Genomic DNA, 18,777 nt, shown 5'->3' on the forward strand with positions numbered 1-18,777 from the left:
TGCTGTGTGATGAATTCAACGTCTTGCTGATCTTGGATGAGATTGCGACCGGATTTGGCCGTACAGGGAAACTTTTTGCTTGCGAACATGCCGATGTTCAACCTGATATCTTATGCGTAGGGAAGGCTTTAACTGGTGGCTACATGACGCTGTCAGCGACGCTTGCGAGTAAAGATGTCGCCGACACGGTATGTGGCGGTGAAGCCGGGTGCTTTATGCACGGGCCAACCTTCATGGGCAACCCTTTAGCTTGTGCAGTAGGTGCGGCAAGTTTGTCCATCATAGAGCAAGGTCATTGGCAAAATCAGACTCATCAGATTGAACAACTCTTTTCTGAGTTACTACCGCCTCTACTCAAGCATGCTCTTGTCAAAGATGTTCGCTGGTTGGGCGCTATTGGCGTCGTTGAAACCCACACACCTGTCGATATGGAAACCATCCAAGCTCACTTTGTTGAACAAGGCGTTTGGATACGTCCGTTCGGTAAGTTGATTTATATGATGCCTCCTTTCATTAGCAAGGCTGAGCACATCGAACAACTTGTTTCATCTATTGATAAAGCCCTCCAACAATCTGCTTACTTCAAGCCAAGTTGATTTAACAAACATCATTTAGAAAACCTATAAGCCGCCCATAAAATACTAACGGCGGCTTATCCTTCACGTAAAAAACCAGCCAACAAACACACCCCAAGCCATTGTTTTATCTTTGATTTTAACTCGAAAACCCCACAAATAAATTTAATCCTCTCCATAAAAATAATTAGCAAAAGAGTGTTACCTCTCGGGTAAAAAGCCGTCATAAAATACGCGCCATTTTGGTACTGAATATAATGAATGAACTTCCTTATTCGAGTTCATCTCAGAATCAAATTAGCCAATATTTATAACTCCTATTAGATAAAAATATTCGCAAAAAAGAATCCAATTCTAGCGAAAGCTTCTATCAACTTCGTAGAAACCTAACGCTTCTTGTTTTGTCGGTCGTGTAAAACATCAAGACAATCCGCAATAGCTACGTAATTCACGTCAGTAAATAATTTAAAATAAGCATGAAATTAACCCAACTAAATGCACTTATCATTGATGACTCAACAATAGTGTTATCAACCATTCGTAACATGCTGGTTCATATTGGTTTTTCAGAACGTTTGATTGCCATTGCGAAATCGCCTCGTGTTGCAATGACCATCACGAATGACACAACTTTTGATGTCATCATTTGTGATTATAACTTTGGTAACACGATCAACGGTAAACAGCTATTCGAAGAATTGAAGCAAGCCAACAGGTTAAAAGATGACGGAATATTTATTCTTGTTACAGGTGAAAATTCAGCTCTATCGATACGCCCTATCCTTGAACTACGACCTGACAACTATTTGTTAAAACCGTTTAACCGCGAAACTCTAAAACAGCGCATCACCAGTTCCTTAAGGAAGAAGCTAATTTTACAAGACATTTATAAGGCTGAGAGAGAGAATAACTATGAAGCGGGCCTAGAGCATTGCGAAGGGCTTGCCGCGTTTCATCCCGAATACTTCGCAACAATCCAGCAATTTCGAGGGAGCTTTCTATCAAAACTAGAGCTCTACGAGGAAGCCAAGAATGTCTATCAGAAAGCGATAGATGAAGGCAGTTTTGATTGGGCTCAAGCAGGATTAGCAAACAGCCTTGCGAATCTGGGCCAGCTTAGCGAAGCACAGTCGATGATTGAAAGTTTGATCAATTCTTCGCCAACCTGCACTTTGTATCGAGACCAAGCAGCTCAAGTAAACCTGATCAGCAATAAGGTTCCGGCAGCCATTGCTCACTTCAAGTTAGCGAGTAAACTAACACCAGGTAACTCTGAGAGAGAACTGGCAATCGCAAATCTATGCTTATCGGTTAATGATACTAAAACAGCGCTATTCCACTACCAAAACCATGTGCAAATCAATAAGGACACCTTTCGAGACAACCTATATATGAAGCTAAATCATATACGATTCTTGCTCTATTGCGCCTCAGATGGCATCGATAAGCAAGCGAATTTGGGTCACGTCAATTACTTAATTTCGAAGATCCCTACCGAGGCAAGATCAGGGCTTCAAACTGACTTAGCACTTATCGCAGCTCACATCGCGATGGAAGCTAACCAATATCAAAAAGCAGTCACTATACTAACCGCATTGCACGACAAGAATGACTTTGATGCCTTCCCTGTGATTTATCACCATGCATGGTTATTGGATAGGATGAGTTGTGAAAACGAGTTTAAAATTGCGGAAAACCGTTGCAGCATGTTGATAGTGAAAACAGCGAGCGAGACAGTGGTTTCAAGTCAGATAACGATGTGCACTGAGATGAAACATCGCAACACCGCAAAAATGAACTGGCTCAAAGAGAAGAATATCGGCATCAAACTAGCAAAGTCAGACTACAAACAGGTGCTTGTGGCTTACTTAGATATTCATAAACGATGTCCGATGATCAAGAACGTATGTATGAATACGATAAAATTGCTCTCTGTTATTTGGCCTGATTCAATGGGTGCGAAACAAGTGCTAACCATCATTAAGCAATGTGACGAAGTGATCACACAGCTTTATACGATTGATGAGCTGACACAAAACAGCTATCAAAACTATTACCGAAAGGCGCTTCTGGCATGTAAGCAAGCAGATTTGGCCTGGAAACAAGCAAACAATACTTCCGAGGCTGCCTTCTCATATATGTAGCTTCTATTTAAACAACGTCCGCATACAAAAAAGGCTTTGCCATTACAGCAAAGCCTTTTAACAATTCTAACGAGATAGACTAATCTAAATTCGATGAACCTAAATTGGTATTAACCGATGTGCGTTACGCCGCCCATGTATGGCTGAAGTACTGTTGGGATAGCAATACGACCATCTGCTTCTTGGTTGTTCTCAAGAATAGCAACCATAGTACGACCAACAGCAAGACCAGAACCGTTTAGTGTGTGTACAAGTTCAGGTTTCTTCTCGCCTTTACGACGGAAACGAGCTTGCATACGACGCGCTTGGAAATCCCACATGTTTGAACAAGAAGAGATTTCACGGTAAGTCTCTTGTGCAGGAACCCACACTTCTAAGTCATAAGTTTTCGCAGAACCGAAGCCCATGTCACCCGTACATAGAATCACTTTACGGTAAGGAAGCTCTAGAAGTTGAAGTACTTTCTCAGCGTGACCAGTTAGCTCTTCAAGCGCTGCCATTGAGTCTTCTGGCTTAGTAATTTGTACTAATTCAACTTTGTCGAATTGGTGCATACGGATAAGACCACGAGTGTCACGTCCGTAAGAACCCGCTTCAGAACGGAAACATGGTGTGTGAGCTGTCATCTTAAGTGGCAGTTCAGCTTCATCAGTAATCGTGTCACGAACCATGTTCGTTACCGGTACTTCCGCAGTAGGGATAAGCGATAACGTCTTAAGCGGTACATCACTTACTTGCTCAGTTAGCGGGCTTGTGTGGAACAAGTCTTCGCCGAACTTAGGAAGTTGACCAGTACCGTATAGGCTATCGTGGTTCACTAGGTACGGTACGTACATTTCTGTGTAGCCGTGCTCATCAGTGTGAAGGTCCAGCATGAACTGAGCAATAGCACGGTGTAGACGTGCGAATTTGCCTTTCATCACGATAAAACGAGAACCAGAGATTTTAACTGCGCTAGCAAAATCAAGACCGCCAGACATTTCGCCAAGATCCACGTGATCTTTCACTTCGAAGTCGTAAGTCTTAGGTTGACCCCAACGAGAAACTTCTACGTTGTCGTCTTCATCTTTACCATCTGGCACTTCTGCGTCAGGTAGGTTAGGAATTGACATTGTGATCGTTTCTAGCTCAGATTGAAGCTCAGCCAATGTTACTTTAGCTTGGTCTAGTTCTGCGCCTAAGTTGCCTACTTCTGCAAGGATACGCTCAGCTTCTTCATGGTCGCCTTTTGCTTTCGCTTGACCAATGGACTTCGATCGAGAGTTACGTAACGCTTGTAGCTCTTCAGTTTTCATCTGAAGGGACTTACGTTTTTCTTCAAGTTCACGAATTGTCTCTACATCAAGGATGAAGCCTCGACGTGCTAATTTTGCCGCTGTTTCATCCAGCTCAGCTCGAAGTAATTTAGAATCCAGCATTGCTAATCCTATGCTTAAGTTATTTGAATATTCAGTAGATTGCTACTGAATCACTGCTAAACCCCTAAAACTGGTGCTATTTCGACCAATTTGTAACGATTTAATTGAATTTTTATGACTAGGTAACGATATCCAAAAAAGACTACTTTTCATAGCGTTTTTGTGGGCTTTTTGCGTCCAAATCCGCCAGATAATCTAGCTTCTCGCCAATTTTGGTCTCTAAGCCTCGTTTTGTTGGGAAATAGTATTGTGTTTCGCCCATTTCAGGCGGCAAATACTTTTCTCCAGCGGCGTAGGCACCTGGTTCATCATGAGCATAACGGTATTCTTGCCCGTAGCCCATGTCCTTCATCAAAGTTGTGGGTGCATTACGTAAATGATGAGGGACTTCATATTCAGGAAGGTTGTGAGCATCCGTTAAGGCTTGCTTCCAAGCCGTGTAAACAGCGTTACTCTTTGGCGCACACGCTAGATAGACAACCGCCTGCGCAATCGCACGCTCCCCTTCTGCTGGGCCAATACGCGTGAAGCAATCCCAAGCCGACATTGCGACCTGCATTGCTCTTGGATCAGCATTACCAATATCTTCAGAAGCAATCGCCAGCAAGCGTCTTACTATATACAAAGGGTCACAACCCGCTGCAATCATTCGCGCCGACCAATACAACGCAGCATCGGGATTAGAGCCTCGAATCGACTTATGAACGGCGGAGATTAGGTCGTACCAAATATCACCCTTGTTATCGAAACGAGCAACCTTCTCACCAGCCACCTCAGCTAACAACTGCAATGTTATCGCTTTCTCGCCTTTGTCGTTGTCTTCCGCCATGTCATACAGCAGCTCTAGATAGTTGAGCGACATACGTGCATCACCGTTGACCAGCTCCGCAAGACGATCTAATACGTTATCAGCAAAATCAGCCGACACATCACCCAAGCCACGCTGTTTATCTTCAATGGCTTGGCGAATGACGAGGGAGATATCCTCAGTATTAAGCGAAGTCAGTTTGTAGACACGCGCACGTGATAACAAAGCGTTGTTTAACTCAAAAGAAGGGTTTTCTGTGGTCGCGCCGATAAACGTAACCGTGCCATCTTCGATATGAGGTAAGAACGCATCTTGCTGACTTTTATTAAAGCGATGGACTTCGTCCACAAATAGAATCGTTCTACGCCCTGCTTGCTTGTTCTCACGCGCTTTTTCAATGGCGATACGAATGTCTTTTACACCCGAAGTCACTGCTGACACGCGCTCGACTTCTGCATTGGCGTAATTAGCTGCCACTTCTGCCAGCGTGGTTTTACCGGTGCCCGGAGGCCCCCATAAAATCATGGAGTGGATATGGCCCGCCTCCAACGCTCTGCGAAGGGGTTTACCTGGACCTAATATATGCTGCTGACCAATATACTGTTCAACAGTTTCAGGTCTCATACGAGCAGCAAGGGGACGAAAATCTTCGTCCCCCGCAAAATCTAAGCTGTAATTACTCAATTGCAATCTCTTGATTCGTTGATGGCATCAATACCTATCGACTTACTACCAAACGATCTGCCAGTTTGGATCAGTTTCTTTGGTCGTCGACCTCGACACCTTCCGGCGCCACAAAAGTAAAGCGGTCAGCAGCAGGTTTACCTAAGTCAACATTGTTAAAGGTAAACTCACCTTTTTGGCCGTCTTGTTCAATCACATTAAAGCCCTGAACAATGCCTTTCTTGGTGATGTTAATCTGGAAATCGCCCTGATTAGAGTCCACAGCCGTTGGCGTTAGCGTAAATTGGTTACCCGTTTGCGCGACGTTGTAGTTGTCCCAATCGCTTTCTTGGTTACGAGTCAGCAATACAAATGGCGTTTGCGATGTGGCTTGTTCTTGCCAGTAAATGCTCACTTGTTCAATGAACGGACTGTAGTACCACAAGCTTTGACCATCAGAGACCAATAGGTTTTCATCAGGGAAAGTCGTTTCCCAACGGAACAAGCTAGGGCGTGCAATCTCTACTGTGCCCTCGCCTTCCATCACAACATCACCGTCAGGGCTGGTGACAACTTGTTTAAAGTCAGCGCTAAAACCTGCATTCAGCGACAAGCGGCTACTCAACTCTTCTTTCGGAGAAGCAAATACTGAGAAGCTCATAAATAAAAGTGCGAATACTTTTTTCATCAATAATCCTGTTAGAACATAAGTCGGTCATGTTTTGGTTTTGACCGACTGAATAGTTATGAGTTCCTATTGGAACTAATCTTTTGGTGGCGCTGGCGCCAAGACTTCTCGGTTACCGTTATGTCCTGGAGCACTGACAATACCTTGAGCTTCTAATTGCTCGACAATTCGTGCGGCACGGTTGTAGCCGATCTTAAATCGACGTTGCACACCAGAAACCGAACCTCGGCGTGAATGAACAACATGTTCGACAACTTGATCAAACAGAGGATCGACTTCTTCATCGCCTTCCATCTTCTCACCCGGCAATAGTGTTTCTGGGGTTTGGTCGCCGTTCGTAATCTCTTCAATATAGTTTGGCTTACCACGTGCTTTCCAGTTATTCACGACCGCGTGTACATCATCATCAGATGCAAACGCACCGTGTACACGAGTTGTGTGGCTTGAACCCGGTGGTAAGTACAACATATCACCCATACCCAATAATGATTCTGCACCACCTTGGTCAAGAATCGTTCGAGAGTCCGTTTTGGTTGATACAGTAAAGGCTACACGTGTCGGGATATTGGCTTTAATAAGACCCGTAATAACATCCACTGACGGGCGCTGAGTCGCTAGGATCAAGTGAACACCCGCCGCACGTGCTTTTTGTGCCAAACGAGCAATCAATTCTTCAACTTTCTTACCAACTACCATGATTAAATCGGCGAATTCATCGACGACAACTACGATGTAAGGCAGTTTTTCCAATAATGGTGCTTCAGGGTCCATGCTGTCGCCCGGTTTCCACAGAGGATCATGAATTGGGTGACCCGCTTCCGCAGCCATCTTCAATTTGTCGTTGTAGCCTTTAATGTTACGAACACCAAGTGCCGACATCAGTTTATAACGACGTTCCATTTCGCCAACACACCAACGAAGGGCGTTAGACGCATCTTTCATGTCGGTAACGACTTCAGACAATAGATGTGGAATACCTTCATAGATAGACAATTCCAACATTTTCGGGTCAATCATGATGAAACGAACGTCTTCAGGCGATGCCTTGTAAAGCATACTCAAGATCATCACGTTCACACCCACCGACTTACCAGAACCGGTGGTACCTGCAACCAGTACGTGTGGCATCTTCGATAAATCAGCAATAACCGCTTCACCTGCAATATCTTGTCCTAGAACAACGGTCGTTGGTGACGTCGCTTCTTGGAACTGAGGGCTACCTACCACATCGGAGAAGAATACGGTTTGACGGCTCATGTTCGGCAATTCCAAACCAACATAAGGTTTACCCGGTATTACCTCTACGACCCGCACTGCCAATGCAGAAAGTGAACGCGCTAAGTCCATAGAAAGACCAGAAATACGGCTCACTTTCACGCCAGGAGCCAGATCGAGTTCGAATCGAGTGATGACAGGGCCAGGGAAGATATCAACCACATCTGCCTTTATCTTGTAGTCCGCTAGCTTCGATTCAACAAGACGAGCAATCGCCTCTAGTGCATCGCGGTCAATAAAGGTTTCACGTTTTTCAGGGTGGAACAACAGCTCAAGTGTTGGCAATGGCTCGGCAGGTTTGGGCAAATTCACATCTTGCTGTACCAAGAACGGGTTTTGTGTCGCCGCCATATTCGCTTGCGCTTCAGATACCAGATTTTGGAATGCTGCTACATCTTGGTCTTGGTGCGCAGACTCATCTTCCGAGACCTCCTCCCATGGAAGATCAACAGCAAGCTCTTCAGTTTGTTCGTTAGCTTGCTCAAACTCCGCATTACCTTGTTGGGCAGCTAAAGGCTCTTGTTGCTCAGTATTAACATCTTCAATCGATACCGGTTGGAACACTGAAGCTTGTTCATCTTGCTCTTCCGCCATATCAAACTGAGATGCTTGCACAGAAGAATCGTCTTCGATTGTTTCTTCTGTTTCATCCACTGGCGAAGCATATAAAGATTCAGGCTGAACGTCTTCTGCACCGAGTTCACCCTCGACTTCAGAGGAACTATCCGTTGCTGTTTCAGCACTATCAAAGTCACTATGAGTTGGACTAACTTCTGCTTGTTCGTTTTGCATGTATTGTTGATACGCAACCTGAGATTCATGTGCGTCAACTTGCTCTTGAGCCGCTAGATCATCTTCATACATTGCAGCATTCTCTAGCTGCTCTATCGTTGCATTCAACTGCTTCGAGCGCTCAATGCCCTCTTCCAAAGGCTCTTCTGGCGCTTGGTAAACAGGCGCAGCAGGGTCAGGTTCAACTTCAGGTTTACGTTGAATATCAGACACTTCTTGAGCTGAAGCGTCTTGCTTCGCTGGCGCCTCGACAGGCATATGAATATTGTAATGGCGCTTCGGCGACGCGGCACTGTCTAGCGCATTTGTAGCCTCGCCTGAAGACTCATTGGTCGCTGAGAAGCTCATCGCAGGATCTAGTAGATCATGCTCTTTTGATTCTTTGTTATCTTCTAAAGCAGGAACATCACGGTAACTCGGCTCTTGATGACGTTCTTCGATTAAATCGCGGTCTGCCGATTCTGTTAACTGAGGTTCAAGCAGCTCTTGATCTTGGCCGCGCGCCTTATTAACGGCTGACGTAAAGGATTTGATTGCACACTCGCCTAACCATTCAACAATACTTAACCAAGAAATGCCCGTTAATAGGGTAAAGCCAGCTCCCCATAAGAAAAGAAGAACCAGTGTACTGCCAAGAACGTTCAGCGTTGGAAGTGCAAGACTTGTTAATACATCACCGACTACACCACCAGATGAAAAGTACCAAATATCATCGAAGTTGATATCCGCTAAACCACAGCTAGTAAGAATAAGGACAGTCAATCCAAGTAAACGAGTACCCCACAGCATGAAATCGATCTGCTCATCTTCATTACGTTTACGGAATAATACCCACGCAGCAACCGTCACCAAGATAGGTAAAGGATAAGCTAAAGAACCAAACACAAAGAAAAGCGTATCCGCCAACCATGCACCTACGTAGCCTCCTGCATTTTGAATATCACCACCCCAAGCCGTTTGCGACCATGATGGGTCAGCAGGACTAAAAGTTAATAACGCAACGGCAAGTAGAATAGAGAAGAGAACACCTAGAATTAGGCTGCACTCTTTTAGACGTTGAGAACCACTTAAACGAGGAGACTGAGGCTCTTCACTCGTTTTAATGATTGTTTCTACTTTATTACTGCTCTGCTTGAACATAAACCAACTTAATAATTAAACGGGATAAAAACATCTCGAGCGGCAATAGCCGCTCGTTTCAATGAAACTACTGTTGATTTAACCATATCAAACAGAAAAACCCAATTCCAGAAAGCAAGAAAGCGGAACAAATGTCCGCTTTCTTTCATTTCACCAATTGTGATTAACGAGTTTTAATCACAAGTTGATTGGTTTGTTTCACTTCTTCCATTACAACGTAAGTTCGAGTGTCGTTTACGCCTGGTAGACGAAGTAACGTATCACCCAGTAGCTTACGGTAAGCACCCATATCAGATACACGTGTTTTTAGAAGATAGTCAAAATCACCCGACACTAAATGACACTCTTGGATGTCATCCAGTTTCTGCACAGCGGTGTTGAATTGTTCGAACACATCTGGCGCACCACGGTTCAACGTAATTTCAACAAACACTAAAAGTGAAGCATCAAGGTACTGTGGGTTCAGCAATGCTGTGTACCCAGTAATGTAACCTTGACGCTCTAAACGACGAACACGCTCAAGACATGGAGTTGGAGAAAGTCCTACTCGTTTTGAGAGTTCAACGTTTGAGATACGACCGTCTTTTTGCAACTCATTAAGAATGTTGCGGTCAATACGATCTAGTTCCTTGGACGGCTTCTTATAATTGTCTGCCATTTTTTATTCCACCTTATTACTTCCTTGCAAAAAAATATACTACAACTTTTTAATATTCAGTATCAAATTTTACTTAAACATATCTATACTAGATATTAATTCGACAGAATTACCCTACACATAGATAAAACAACCAAAATAAAATGAGGAGTCAGGATGATCATTGGCGTACCTAAGGAAATCAAGAACCACGAATACCGCGTTGGTATGACCCCAGCTAGCGTGAGAGAACTAATCTCACACGGCCACCAAGTTTTTGTAGAAACCAATGCCGGTAATGGTATCGGTTTTTCAGACGATGATTACATCGCTGTAGGCGCATCCATTCTTCCTACTGCTGCTGACGTTTTCGCGAAAGCAGAAATGATTGTAAAGGTTAAAGAACCTCAAGTTGTCGAGCGAGCTATGCTTCGCGAAGGGCAAATATTATTTACCTATTTACACCTTGCACCAGATTTTCCACAAACGGAAGAGCTAATCAAGAGCAAAGCTGTCTGCGTAGCCTATGAGACTGTAACAGATAATATGGGTCGCTTGCCACTATTAGCACCAATGTCTGAAGTCGCTGGTCGCATGTCTATTCAAGCAGGTGCACAAACACTAGAGAAATCTAACGGTGGTTGTGGTCTTCTTCTTGGCGGCGTTCCAGGTGTTGAGCCAGCAAAAGTTGTTGTTGTTGGCGGCGGTGTTGTTGGTGCTAACGCAGCACGTATGGCTGTTGGCCTTCGTGCAGACGTAACCATTCTTGATCGCAACGTAGATACGCTTCGTCGTCTTGATGAAGAATTCCAAGGTCGCGCAAAAGTGGTTTATTCTACTGAAGACGCTATTGAGAAGCATGTTCTAGAAGCAGACCTAGTGATTGGTGCAGTACTAATCCCAGGCGCAGCCGCTCCTAAACTTGTTACAAAAGATCACATCGCTAAGATGAAGCCAGGTTCAGCAGTTGTTGACGTTGCAATCGACCAAGGTGGTTGTTTCGAAACTTCACACGCGACAACTCATGCCGATCCAACTTACATCGTTGATGACGTAGTTCACTACTGTGTTGCTAACATGCCGGGTGCCGTTGCTCGTACTTCTACTTACGCACTAAACAATGCAACACTTCCTTACATTGTTAAGCTAGCGAACAAAGGTTACCGCGAAGCACTTCTATCTGATGAAGGTTTCCTAGAAGGTCTAAACGTAATCCACGGTAAAGTGACTTGTAAAGAAGTTGCAGAAAGCTTTGACCTAGAATACGTAGCGCCTGCAGAAGCAATCGCGATGTTTAACTAATGATGTAATGGCTAACTGAACGCAATAACCTTCTCGTTGAAGCGTTCAGTTAACTCATACACATTAAACAAAAAGCCAGTACGACATAATGTCGCGCTGGCTTTTTTGTATTTATAGCTTTATTTTGCATTCATGATGTTAGATCGTAAAAACACGTACCAGTGCTGTTTACCGCTAGCGCTCGATCTTAACCCCATGAATCAATAGGTTTCTTGGCGTTACACTACGTTCGCAGAACTCTTCAATCGAAGCTTGATAACCTTGTTCTTGCAGATAAATGGCACGATCTAAGGCCAACCATATCTCTAAAGGTCTTCTAAAGACTTGTTGAACTAAACTCAGCTTTTCCATTTCCCAGAAAAGCGCTTCGCCTTGAATTAAATAAGAGTCAAAATCAATATCTGAACCCAGCGATATATCTTTCACTTCAGATGCCCAGCAACAAAATGATTCAAAGCCTTCGGATAGCTCCGATTTCTTGATGCTTGGTACAGGAATGTACTCGTCGACACCAAGCTCACCCTTAAGTAGTTGGCTAAAGCCTAATCGGTAACTCATTTCTAACTGACGGTGTCTTTTTACTCTTTCACCACCAGTGACGGTTTCTTGAAGCGGGATTCTTAAGTCGCTCTTGCTCAACGTTAATGCTGAGCTTTTCGCAACGGATGACATCGCTTGGTAGCTTTCATCGCGAATAAGATGGTAGCAACATGGAGAAATGGTGACTGCAGGAAGCCCATGTGAAACAGATTTCTTCACTAATTCAACATGAAGATCACCACAAGCGTGAAGAGCAACAGCATGTTGATTTGAGTTAAACACCCGATCTGCATCTTTTGAAAACGCGTCACCTTGAACAAAGTCCATCTCTAGTTTCTGGTCATCTGCAATCTTTTGCCCGCTTTCACACAGTGACTGTTGCCACTCAAAGCTAGTGACCTTTTGATCTGATTGCTGAGATAAGATTCGACCGAGAAAGCCTTTGCCAGAACACCATTCAAGCCACTCTTTACCATGATGCTCTTTTAATGAAGCCTCTCCCATCGCGACAATTTGTTGCAGCTTTCTGCCGGGGATACCATCGGCAGTACCGCGCGGAAGATCAAGCCCAACTAAAGCCGAATTATCAAACTGGATGTGTTGATTGGCATTCCCTAACTCTGGGAGAAAACGCATAAGTTCCGAAATCAGAACTTGAGGCTGTTCTTTTAGCGTCTGAATGCGTTCAATACTCAAACCATCTAACCAATCGACAAGTGGAAGGTTCACGTCTGTCCATGGCTGATCGTGAGTTTGGCATAGGTGAAAAGGCTCTGAACGCCAGTAAATCTGGTGCTCTAGCAAAAATGAATCGAGTATTTTGAATCGTGAATGCATGCTTCCCCCTATGGTGCGATGATTGTAGGGGTAAGAGGCCTAAATGGAAAGGAAGGTTACAAATTGAGGTTGTATAAAGACAACCTACCAGCAATAAAACCACAAATGAGCTTAAATGAAAACGGCCTGTAAACAGGCCGAATTGGGAATCTAGGTAAGACTATGACCCTTAGCGAACGGGTAAGTCGATGTCTTTAAACATCTCTTCGATCTCTTCATTCGATTTCAAAGAAATAGCTTGCTCAACTACAGGGCGAGTTAAGTGCGGTGCAAAACGCTCCATAAAGTCAAACATGTAAGAACGCAGGAAAGTGCCTTTTCTAAAGCCAATACTTGTGGTGCTAGCACCAAATAGATGGCTCGCGTCAATAGCAACCAAGTCTGTATCTTGCTCGTGGTCAATCGCCATGCTTGCAATTACACCCACCCCGATCCCCATCCGAACATAAGTTTTAATCACATCAGCATCCGTCGCGGTAAACACAACACGCGGTGTTAAGCCTACTTTGTTAAATGCTGTATCCAGCTCGGAACGGCCAGTAAAACCAAATACATAAGTCACGAGAGAATAAGCGGCAAGATCTTCAATCGAGATATTTCGTTTCTGTGCAAGAGGGTGATCTTTCGTTACCACGATCGAACGGTTCCAATGATAACAAGGCAGCATAATTGCATCTTGATAAAGGTGTAGCGCTTCCGTTGCAATCGCAAAGTTCGCTGTACCCTTAGCTACCGCTTCTGACATCTGGCTTGGCGTGCCTTGATGCATGTGAAGCGACACTTTTGGATAACGCGCCGTGAAACCTTTAATCACATCTGGGAGTGCATAACGAGCTTGAGTATGAGTGGTTGAAATATTCAATGTGCCCATCTCAGGATGAGTGTGCTCACCCGCAACCGCTTTAATACTCTCAACACGAGCCAAAATCTCTTGAGAGATACGAATAATATCCTCACCGGCTTGTGTAACCTGAGTTAAATGCTTACCGCTACGCTCAAATATTTGAATGCCTAGCTCGTCTTCAAGTAATCTAACCTGTTTACTTATGCCGGGCTGAGATGTGTACAAACTCTCTGCTGTCGCTGAAACATTTAGGTTATGGTTTAGAACCTCAACAATGTACTTCAGTTGCTGTAACTTCATATCTAACCTCGTAATCCTTTACTCATTTCTGCGCTAACTTATTTGCAAATAGAGCGTTATAGTCTCGTGTAATATAATTAATAGTTATAACGCTTCGAGAACTAAAATGACAGAAATATCGAGCTTTTAAAGCGTAACAAATAAAAACATCACTGACGCTTTGTAAGCCACTCCTCATTCTCACACATTAGTTAGTAAATTTTGATTGCCGATTGCGCTCAACAAGAGATAATCAAAAATTGTAATTTACAAGTGCCTATACACAATGGAATCGTGTATCCTCTCTAGTTAGCTATAGAAAACAATAAGCAGACACAAATATATGAATATTGGTTTAATAATCGCCTTGGTAGCCGTGCTTTTGGTGTTGGTTTTAGGCTACAACATCATGCTTCAATACAAAGTTAAGGTAGAAACAACGAAGAAACAGGAAGCTTCTCGTTATCTAACCATTATAGATGGAACAGAAGAGTTAATTGGCAATGCTCACCACATGCCGTTTAGCCAAGATCTTCTTATATGCTTAAACAATCGAATTCTTGATGCATTGGTTAATATGTATGAACTCGATCCTAAAAATAAGCAGCTTGCCCAACGCATCGAAAGCGTAAAGCAACAAATCACTCAGCTTAAAGAGAACCACCAAGGGGGCGAAAGCACCGCTTTTCGCATGCCTAGTAGTGACAAACAAGCAATCATGATGCTTAAGCTAGTTAAACGCTTGCGTGACACGGTTCGTAACGAGCACAATAAAGGACGTTTTAATACTCAAGCTTTTGTGGTTGAAAACGCTCGCTTAGAAACAATCCAAATTCGCATCAACATCGAGAATGTTATCAAACGTGCAAATGACTCGATATCTCGTGGACAGCCTGGCACAGCGATTCAACTGTTGCGCAAAGGCATCGATGCATTAGCCACTAAAAACGACGCATACTCCAATCAAGCGAAAGACAAGCTACAACAGATGCTTGACGATCTTGATCAGAAGCGCCTAAATAAAAACGCAGAAGATTTACAGCAGATGGAATCGAAAGAGCGTGAAGATGACATGGATGCTCTATTCGGTCAGAAGAAAAAATGGTAACGCTCTAACTCAACACTTAAAGGCCGCTCTATTTAAATTAGCGGCCTTTTTTGTACCTGTGGAATTTCCTTTCTCCGTATAGGGGGATCTCTTAAGCTGTGATAAAATCCCGCATTATCAACAAACTTGCCCTTACCATGTATCAAGAATTATTAGCCCCTATACACTCTTTTCTTAAAGCTGAAACGCCAGATTCATGGATAGATGAAGCCAAGAAGCCTGAAAACCTTCATATCATTCTACGCGATCACATGCTTTGTGAACTTAAAGCAGCTCAAAGTGCTTTGTTCCTTATCCGTAAATATGCGGTAGATAAAGAAAGCGCGAAGCAACTGAATGAGTGGATTTTGCCCTACGAGCAATTTGCTTACCGTCGTATTGGAGACTTGGAATCTCTACGTGGTAAAAGCAATGTATCAAAGCAAATTACAGCGAAAGAAGGCTGTAATTACGGTGCTGACTTGATTGATAAAATGGTATTGCTGATCAAAGAAGAACTGCATCACTTCTACCAAGTGATGGAATTAATGGTAAAAAAAGGCGTGACTTATCAACCGATCGAGGCGGGTCGCTACGCTAAGGGGTTAATCAAGCAAGTTAAAACTTACGAGCCTGATGCTCTGGTTGATAAGCTTATTATCGGTGCATTTATTGAAGCTCGCTCTTGTGAACGCTTTGCTAAGCTGGCTCCTTTCTTAGAAGAAGACATGGAAAAGTTTTACGTATCTCTACTTCGTTCAGAAGCTCGTCACTATCAAGACTATCTTGAACTCGCGGAAAAAATCGCAGGGAAAGATATCTCTGAGCGTATTGCTCATTTTGCGCAAGTTGAAGCAGAGCTTATCACTTCAGAAGACAGCGACTTTAAGTTTCATAGTGGCGCTCCGGTTTAAGCCGTTTAGAACAAGTCTACTCCAGACCAATTCTGTATTTAGTACACCTATAAGAAGGCCAGCAATTTGCTGGCCTTCTTTATTTATATCGCGTTCTCAAACTTAAGCTATCGTACCGTTGATCTCTGCAAGTACCGCCGCAGGGTCTATAGCTTGAGTGATGGGACGGCCAATAACAAGGTAATCTGAACCTGATTCAATCGCCTTAGAAGGCGTCATGATACGCTTCTGGTCACCAACATCAGCACCTACAGGACGAATACCTGGAGTAACTAGCTTGAACTCTTGACCAAGTGCTCCTTTAAGTAAAGAAGCCTCTTGTGCAGAACATACAACACCGTCTAGGCCTGAGTTTTTAGTCAAAGACGCTAAGCGCATCACTTGTTGCTGTGGCTCTAGATCCAGACCGATACCCGCTAAGTCAGATTGCTCCATACTGGTTAGTACCGTCACACCGATTAACAATGGACGATCTTTACCATATGGTTCCAAAATTTCACGAGAAGCCGTCATCATACGCTCGCCACCGCTCGCGTGTACGTTCACCATCCACACGCCCATCTCAGCGGCAGCACGTACCGCTTTTGAACATGTGTTCGGGATATCGTGGAACTTAAGGTCCAAAAACACAGAGAAACCACGTTTATGTAATTCACGAACAAATTCAGGGCCAAACAGAGTAAACATCTCTTTGCCAACTTTTAGGCGGCAAGATGCTGGGTCAATACGATCGACAAAGGCTAACGCATCCGCTTGGTTATCATAATCCAATGCTACAATGATTTTTTGGTCGTTCATTTCATCTCCTAACGCAGTTAACTTTCTACAAAATATTTATACCAATCAGGCCATAAATAACAGTCATAAAAATGCAGCCCGAAAGCTGCAATTAATAATTTGGTCTTAAAATGACCACAAATCTATTCACCATCAAGCCCACGAATAGGCTTGATCGTTCCCCACCCCTTACATGAAGGGCAGTGCCAATACATTGAGTGAGTTGAGAAACCACACTGACGGCATCGGTAATGAGGCTTAACCTTGAGTTGTTCACCAACCATAGATTGAAGCGTTGTTAAGCTGTCTTTGGCTCTACCTTCTTCCGCTTCCTCTAGGTGATAATCAATTAATCGATAAAAACCTTTCATGGTTGGGTTTTTAACAAGCTGCTTTGTCAGTAGCTCTTGAGCAGAGCCAACATCTTCATGGTCGGCAACGAGTTGAGCCAGCATCAACTCAGCGGAAACACCGGCTTTCTTCTGAATACACGCTTTAAGGAACTCGACCAACTGCGCTTCTTGTCCAAGTTTGTGGTAACACTCAGCAAGCGTTGGCAGGACTTCGCTAATGAAGTCGATATCTTGATCGAGAACTGACTCTAAATAAGTAATTGTCTTGTGATAATCTTCATTGGCTAAATGGAATTTTCCTAAAGCAATACTGGCTCGAACACATTTAGGGTCTTCTGAAAGGGCCTTCTTGAAGTGCTGAAGCGCTTTAGGGCGGTTGCCGTCGGCTTGTTCTTGCATCGCAAGTTCACACCAGAAGTGTGCAACCATCGCACGCGTCTTCATTTTCTTCTTGCTCAGCTTAACTAAGATATTCCCGTAATGAATCGCTTTATTCCACTCACGCGTTTGCTGATAAATGGCAACCAACTGCTGTAAAGCGCCTTCTTTATGATCAGGCTCTTCTACAAGCTGTTCAAAAATTTTCTCTGCGCGATCAAGAAAGCCTGAGACCGTATAGTCTTTAGCTAATTGTTGCAATGCGAGGTTTTTTTGATCGAGGGTAAGCCCAGACCGAGAGATAAGATTTTGGTGAATACGAATAGCGCGGTCGACTTCGCCTCTTGAGCGGAACAAGTTGCCCAAAGCCAAGTGAGTATCGATGGTTTCATTGTCTACTTGAAGTAACTCAATGAAGTGATCAACCGCTTTGTCAGATTGGTCTGACAGTAATAGGTTCAAACCCGTCACGTATTGGCGGGAGATCTGGTGTGATTGCTTTTGTTTTTCTTGCTGAGCATTACGATTACCCATATACCAACCATAAGCGGCTGCGATGGGCAAAAGTAAGAACAGTAACTCTAACATCAAATATGGCCTTTAAGCTTTAGTTTCAGCAGCGACCTGCTTTGATTGCTTATTGAGTTGCTTCTTCAAGCGATGAATTTTTAGTTGAGATCGCATGTGCATATTTCCAAAGACTAACCAAGCAAGAGCAAAACCTGAAACGAATACAACACCTAGCAAGCTTGACAGGTGGAAGTCACCTTGCGCTAGCAAATAATTGAAATTCACAATTGTTTGGTTTTGAGAGCCTAAAGCCAGTGCCATTAGGAAAAGTGCGATAACAGCGACTATTTTTATAATTTTCATAGTTCATCACTCATTGATTAGTTAGCTGTACGATTATGCAGGAAAATTACTAATCAGACCACCATATTATGGTCATAAAAAAGCGGCATACATTATAGTATGCCGCTTTTCTTAATTCCGATAAGTAGTCTACAACCCTGAGTTTACTCGCTCGCGTAGCTCTTTACCTGGTTTGAAGTGAGGAACGTATTTACCTTCCAACTCAACCTTGTCACCAGTTTTAGGATTACGTCCAACACGAGGTTCACGGTAATGCAGAGAAAAGCTGCCAAAGCCGCGAATTTCGATTCGATCACCACTTTCTAGTGTTGAAGCCATGTGCTCTAAAATGTCTTTTACAGCGTCTTCAATTTCTTTTGCAGAAAGATGCGTTTGCTCAGCGCACAGTCTTTCAATCAATTCAGACTTAGTCATAGTTACCCTCGTTGGTTTTCTTTTTAGAAATTATAGACC

At 43.6% G+C, this 18,777-nt stretch carries 16 protein-coding genes; 5 read left to right on the forward strand and 11 right to left on the reverse strand.

What is annotated here, in order from left to right; all coding sequences use genetic code 11:
- Together AB4232_RS06400 and AB4232_RS06405 are read left to right on the forward strand one after the other, a co-directional pair.
- A partial coding sequence (locus AB4232_RS06400; protein WP_372086647.1) for an aminotransferase class III-fold pyridoxal phosphate-dependent enzyme occupies positions 1-596 on the forward strand: 596 nt, incomplete at its 5' end.
- A 455-nt stretch (positions 597-1,051) separates the two neighbouring features.
- Positions 1,052-2,719: a response regulator gene (locus tag AB4232_RS06405; protein ID WP_372086649.1), complete on the forward strand. Its 1,668-nt coding sequence runs from the start codon at positions 1,052-1,054 to the stop codon at positions 2,717-2,719.
- Between the two features lie 110 nt (positions 2,720-2,829).
- Here AB4232_RS06405 and serS read toward each other — a convergent pair whose 3' ends face one another.
- From serS to lrp, 5 genes are all read right to left on the reverse strand, one after another.
- The gene (serS, locus tag AB4232_RS06410) at positions 2,830-4,137 is read right to left on the reverse strand and encodes a serine--tRNA ligase (protein ID WP_372086651.1); all 1,308 of its coding nucleotides are present in this window, start codon (positions 4,135-4,137) and stop codon (positions 2,830-2,832) included.
- Between the two features lie 142 nt (positions 4,138-4,279).
- Positions 4,280-5,635, reverse strand: coding sequence for a replication-associated recombination protein A (locus AB4232_RS06415; protein ID WP_017098146.1), 1,356 nt, complete (start codon positions 5,633-5,635; stop codon positions 4,280-4,282).
- A 64-nt stretch (positions 5,636-5,699) separates the two neighbouring features.
- On the reverse strand, positions 5,700-6,296 hold the full coding sequence (lolA, locus tag AB4232_RS06420) for an outer membrane lipoprotein chaperone LolA (RefSeq protein ID WP_371709126.1): 597 nt from the start codon (positions 6,294-6,296) through the stop codon (positions 5,700-5,702).
- Positions 6,297-6,371: 75 nt separating this feature from the next.
- Positions 6,372-9,503 carry a DNA translocase FtsK 4TM domain-containing protein gene (locus AB4232_RS06425; RefSeq protein WP_372086653.1) on the reverse strand — a complete coding sequence of 1,044 codons (3,132 nt, stop codon included), beginning with the start codon at positions 9,501-9,503 and terminating at the stop codon, positions 6,372-6,374.
- Positions 9,504-9,666: 163 nt separating this feature from the next.
- On the reverse strand, positions 9,667-10,161 hold the full coding sequence (lrp, locus tag AB4232_RS06430) for a leucine-responsive transcriptional regulator Lrp (RefSeq protein ID WP_004734558.1): 495 nt from the start codon (positions 10,159-10,161) through the stop codon (positions 9,667-9,669).
- A gap of 156 nt (positions 10,162-10,317) precedes the next feature.
- Between lrp and ald the strand changes: the two genes are divergently transcribed.
- Complete coding sequence (ald, locus tag AB4232_RS06435; RefSeq protein WP_372086655.1) at positions 10,318-11,442, forward strand: alanine dehydrogenase; 1,125 nt, start codon at positions 10,318-10,320, stop codon at positions 11,440-11,442.
- A 174-nt stretch (positions 11,443-11,616) separates the two neighbouring features.
- On the opposite strand, the gene AB4232_RS06440 is transcribed toward ald, so the two are convergent.
- Positions 11,617-12,819 carry a methyltransferase gene (locus AB4232_RS06440; RefSeq protein WP_372086657.1) on the reverse strand — a complete coding sequence of 401 codons (1,203 nt, stop codon included), beginning with the start codon at positions 12,817-12,819 and terminating at the stop codon, positions 11,617-11,619.
- 169 nt (positions 12,820-12,988) lie between these two features.
- Entirely contained in the window at positions 12,989-13,963 is a 975-nt protein-coding gene (gene cysB / locus AB4232_RS06445; RefSeq protein WP_009848858.1) for an HTH-type transcriptional regulator CysB, read from the reverse strand.
- Between the two features lie 322 nt (positions 13,964-14,285).
- Between cysB and AB4232_RS06450 the strand changes: the two genes are divergently transcribed.
- Positions 14,286-15,050 carry a hypothetical protein gene (locus tag AB4232_RS06450; protein ID WP_009848859.1) on the forward strand — a complete coding sequence of 255 codons (765 nt, stop codon included), beginning with the start codon at positions 14,286-14,288 and terminating at the stop codon, positions 15,048-15,050.
- 98 nt (positions 15,051-15,148) lie between these two features.
- Positions 15,149-15,943 carry a tRNA isopentenyl-2-thiomethyl-A-37 hydroxylase MiaE gene (miaE, locus tag AB4232_RS06455; protein ID WP_017101617.1) on the forward strand — a complete coding sequence of 265 codons (795 nt, stop codon included), beginning with the start codon at positions 15,149-15,151 and terminating at the stop codon, positions 15,941-15,943.
- Positions 15,944-16,045: 102 nt separating this feature from the next.
- Here the strand turns inward: miaE and pyrF are convergent, their stop codons facing one another.
- The 4 genes from pyrF to ihfB form a co-directional block, all read right to left on the reverse strand.
- Positions 16,046-16,741: an orotidine-5'-phosphate decarboxylase gene (pyrF, locus tag AB4232_RS06460; RefSeq protein ID WP_372086659.1), complete on the reverse strand. Its 696-nt coding sequence runs from the start codon at positions 16,739-16,741 to the stop codon at positions 16,046-16,048.
- A 122-nt stretch (positions 16,742-16,863) separates the two neighbouring features.
- Positions 16,864-18,039, reverse strand: a complete 1,176-nt coding sequence (gene lapB / locus AB4232_RS06465) for a lipopolysaccharide assembly protein LapB (protein ID WP_086049721.1) — start codon at positions 18,037-18,039, stop codon at positions 16,864-16,866.
- 12 nt (positions 18,040-18,051) lie between these two features.
- Entirely contained in the window at positions 18,052-18,324 is a 273-nt protein-coding gene (locus AB4232_RS06470; protein ID WP_012604397.1) for a LapA family protein, read from the reverse strand.
- A gap of 129 nt (positions 18,325-18,453) precedes the next feature.
- Positions 18,454-18,738 carry an integration host factor subunit beta gene (gene ihfB, locus AB4232_RS06475; RefSeq protein WP_010439923.1) on the reverse strand — a complete coding sequence of 95 codons (285 nt, stop codon included), beginning with the start codon at positions 18,736-18,738 and terminating at the stop codon, positions 18,454-18,456.
- Positions 18,739-18,777: the final 39 nt, after the last annotated feature.

The sequence above is a fragment of the Vibrio sp. 10N.286.46.A8 genome (genome assembly GCF_041470165.1).
GTDB classification, from domain to species: Bacteria; Pseudomonadota; Gammaproteobacteria; order Enterobacterales; family Vibrionaceae; genus Vibrio; species Vibrio tasmaniensis_A.

What these genes read in the sequence shown, in the direction of transcription:
- AB4232_RS06405 (WP_372086649.1), top strand. Translation starts at nt 1,052, where the DNA reads ATGAAATTAACCCAACTAAATGCACTTATCATTGATGACTCAACAATA.
- serS (WP_372086651.1), bottom strand. Translation starts at nt 4,137, where the DNA reads ATGCTGGATTCTAAATTACTTCGAGCTGAGCTGGATGAAACAGCGGCA.
- lolA (WP_371709126.1), bottom strand. Translation starts at nt 6,296, where the DNA reads ATGAAAAAAGTATTCGCACTTTTATTTATGAGCTTCTCAGTATTTGCT.
- AB4232_RS06425 (WP_372086653.1), bottom strand. Translation starts at nt 9,503, where the DNA reads ATGTTCAAGCAGAGCAGTAATAAAGTAGAAACAATCATTAAAACGAGT.
- lrp (WP_004734558.1), bottom strand. Translation starts at nt 10,161, where the DNA reads ATGGCAGACAATTATAAGAAGCCGTCCAAGGAACTAGATCGTATTGAC.
- ald (WP_372086655.1), top strand. Translation starts at nt 10,318, where the DNA reads ATGATCATTGGCGTACCTAAGGAAATCAAGAACCACGAATACCGCGTT.
- AB4232_RS06440 (WP_372086657.1), bottom strand. Translation starts at nt 12,819, where the DNA reads ATGCATTCACGATTCAAAATACTCGATTCATTTTTGCTAGAGCACCAG.
- cysB (WP_009848858.1), bottom strand. Translation starts at nt 13,963, where the DNA reads ATGAAGTTACAGCAACTGAAGTACATTGTTGAGGTTCTAAACCATAAC.
- AB4232_RS06450 (WP_009848859.1), top strand. Translation starts at nt 14,286, where the DNA reads ATGAATATTGGTTTAATAATCGCCTTGGTAGCCGTGCTTTTGGTGTTG.
- pyrF (WP_372086659.1), bottom strand. Translation starts at nt 16,741, where the DNA reads ATGAACGACCAAAAAATCATTGTAGCATTGGATTATGATAACCAAGCG.
- lapB (WP_086049721.1), bottom strand. Translation starts at nt 18,039, where the DNA reads ATGTTAGAGTTACTGTTCTTACTTTTGCCCATCGCAGCCGCTTATGGT.
- AB4232_RS06470 (WP_012604397.1), bottom strand. Translation starts at nt 18,324, where the DNA reads ATGAAAATTATAAAAATAGTCGCTGTTATCGCACTTTTCCTAATGGCA.
- ihfB (WP_010439923.1), bottom strand. Translation starts at nt 18,738, where the DNA reads ATGACTAAGTCTGAATTGATTGAAAGACTGTGCGCTGAGCAAACGCAT.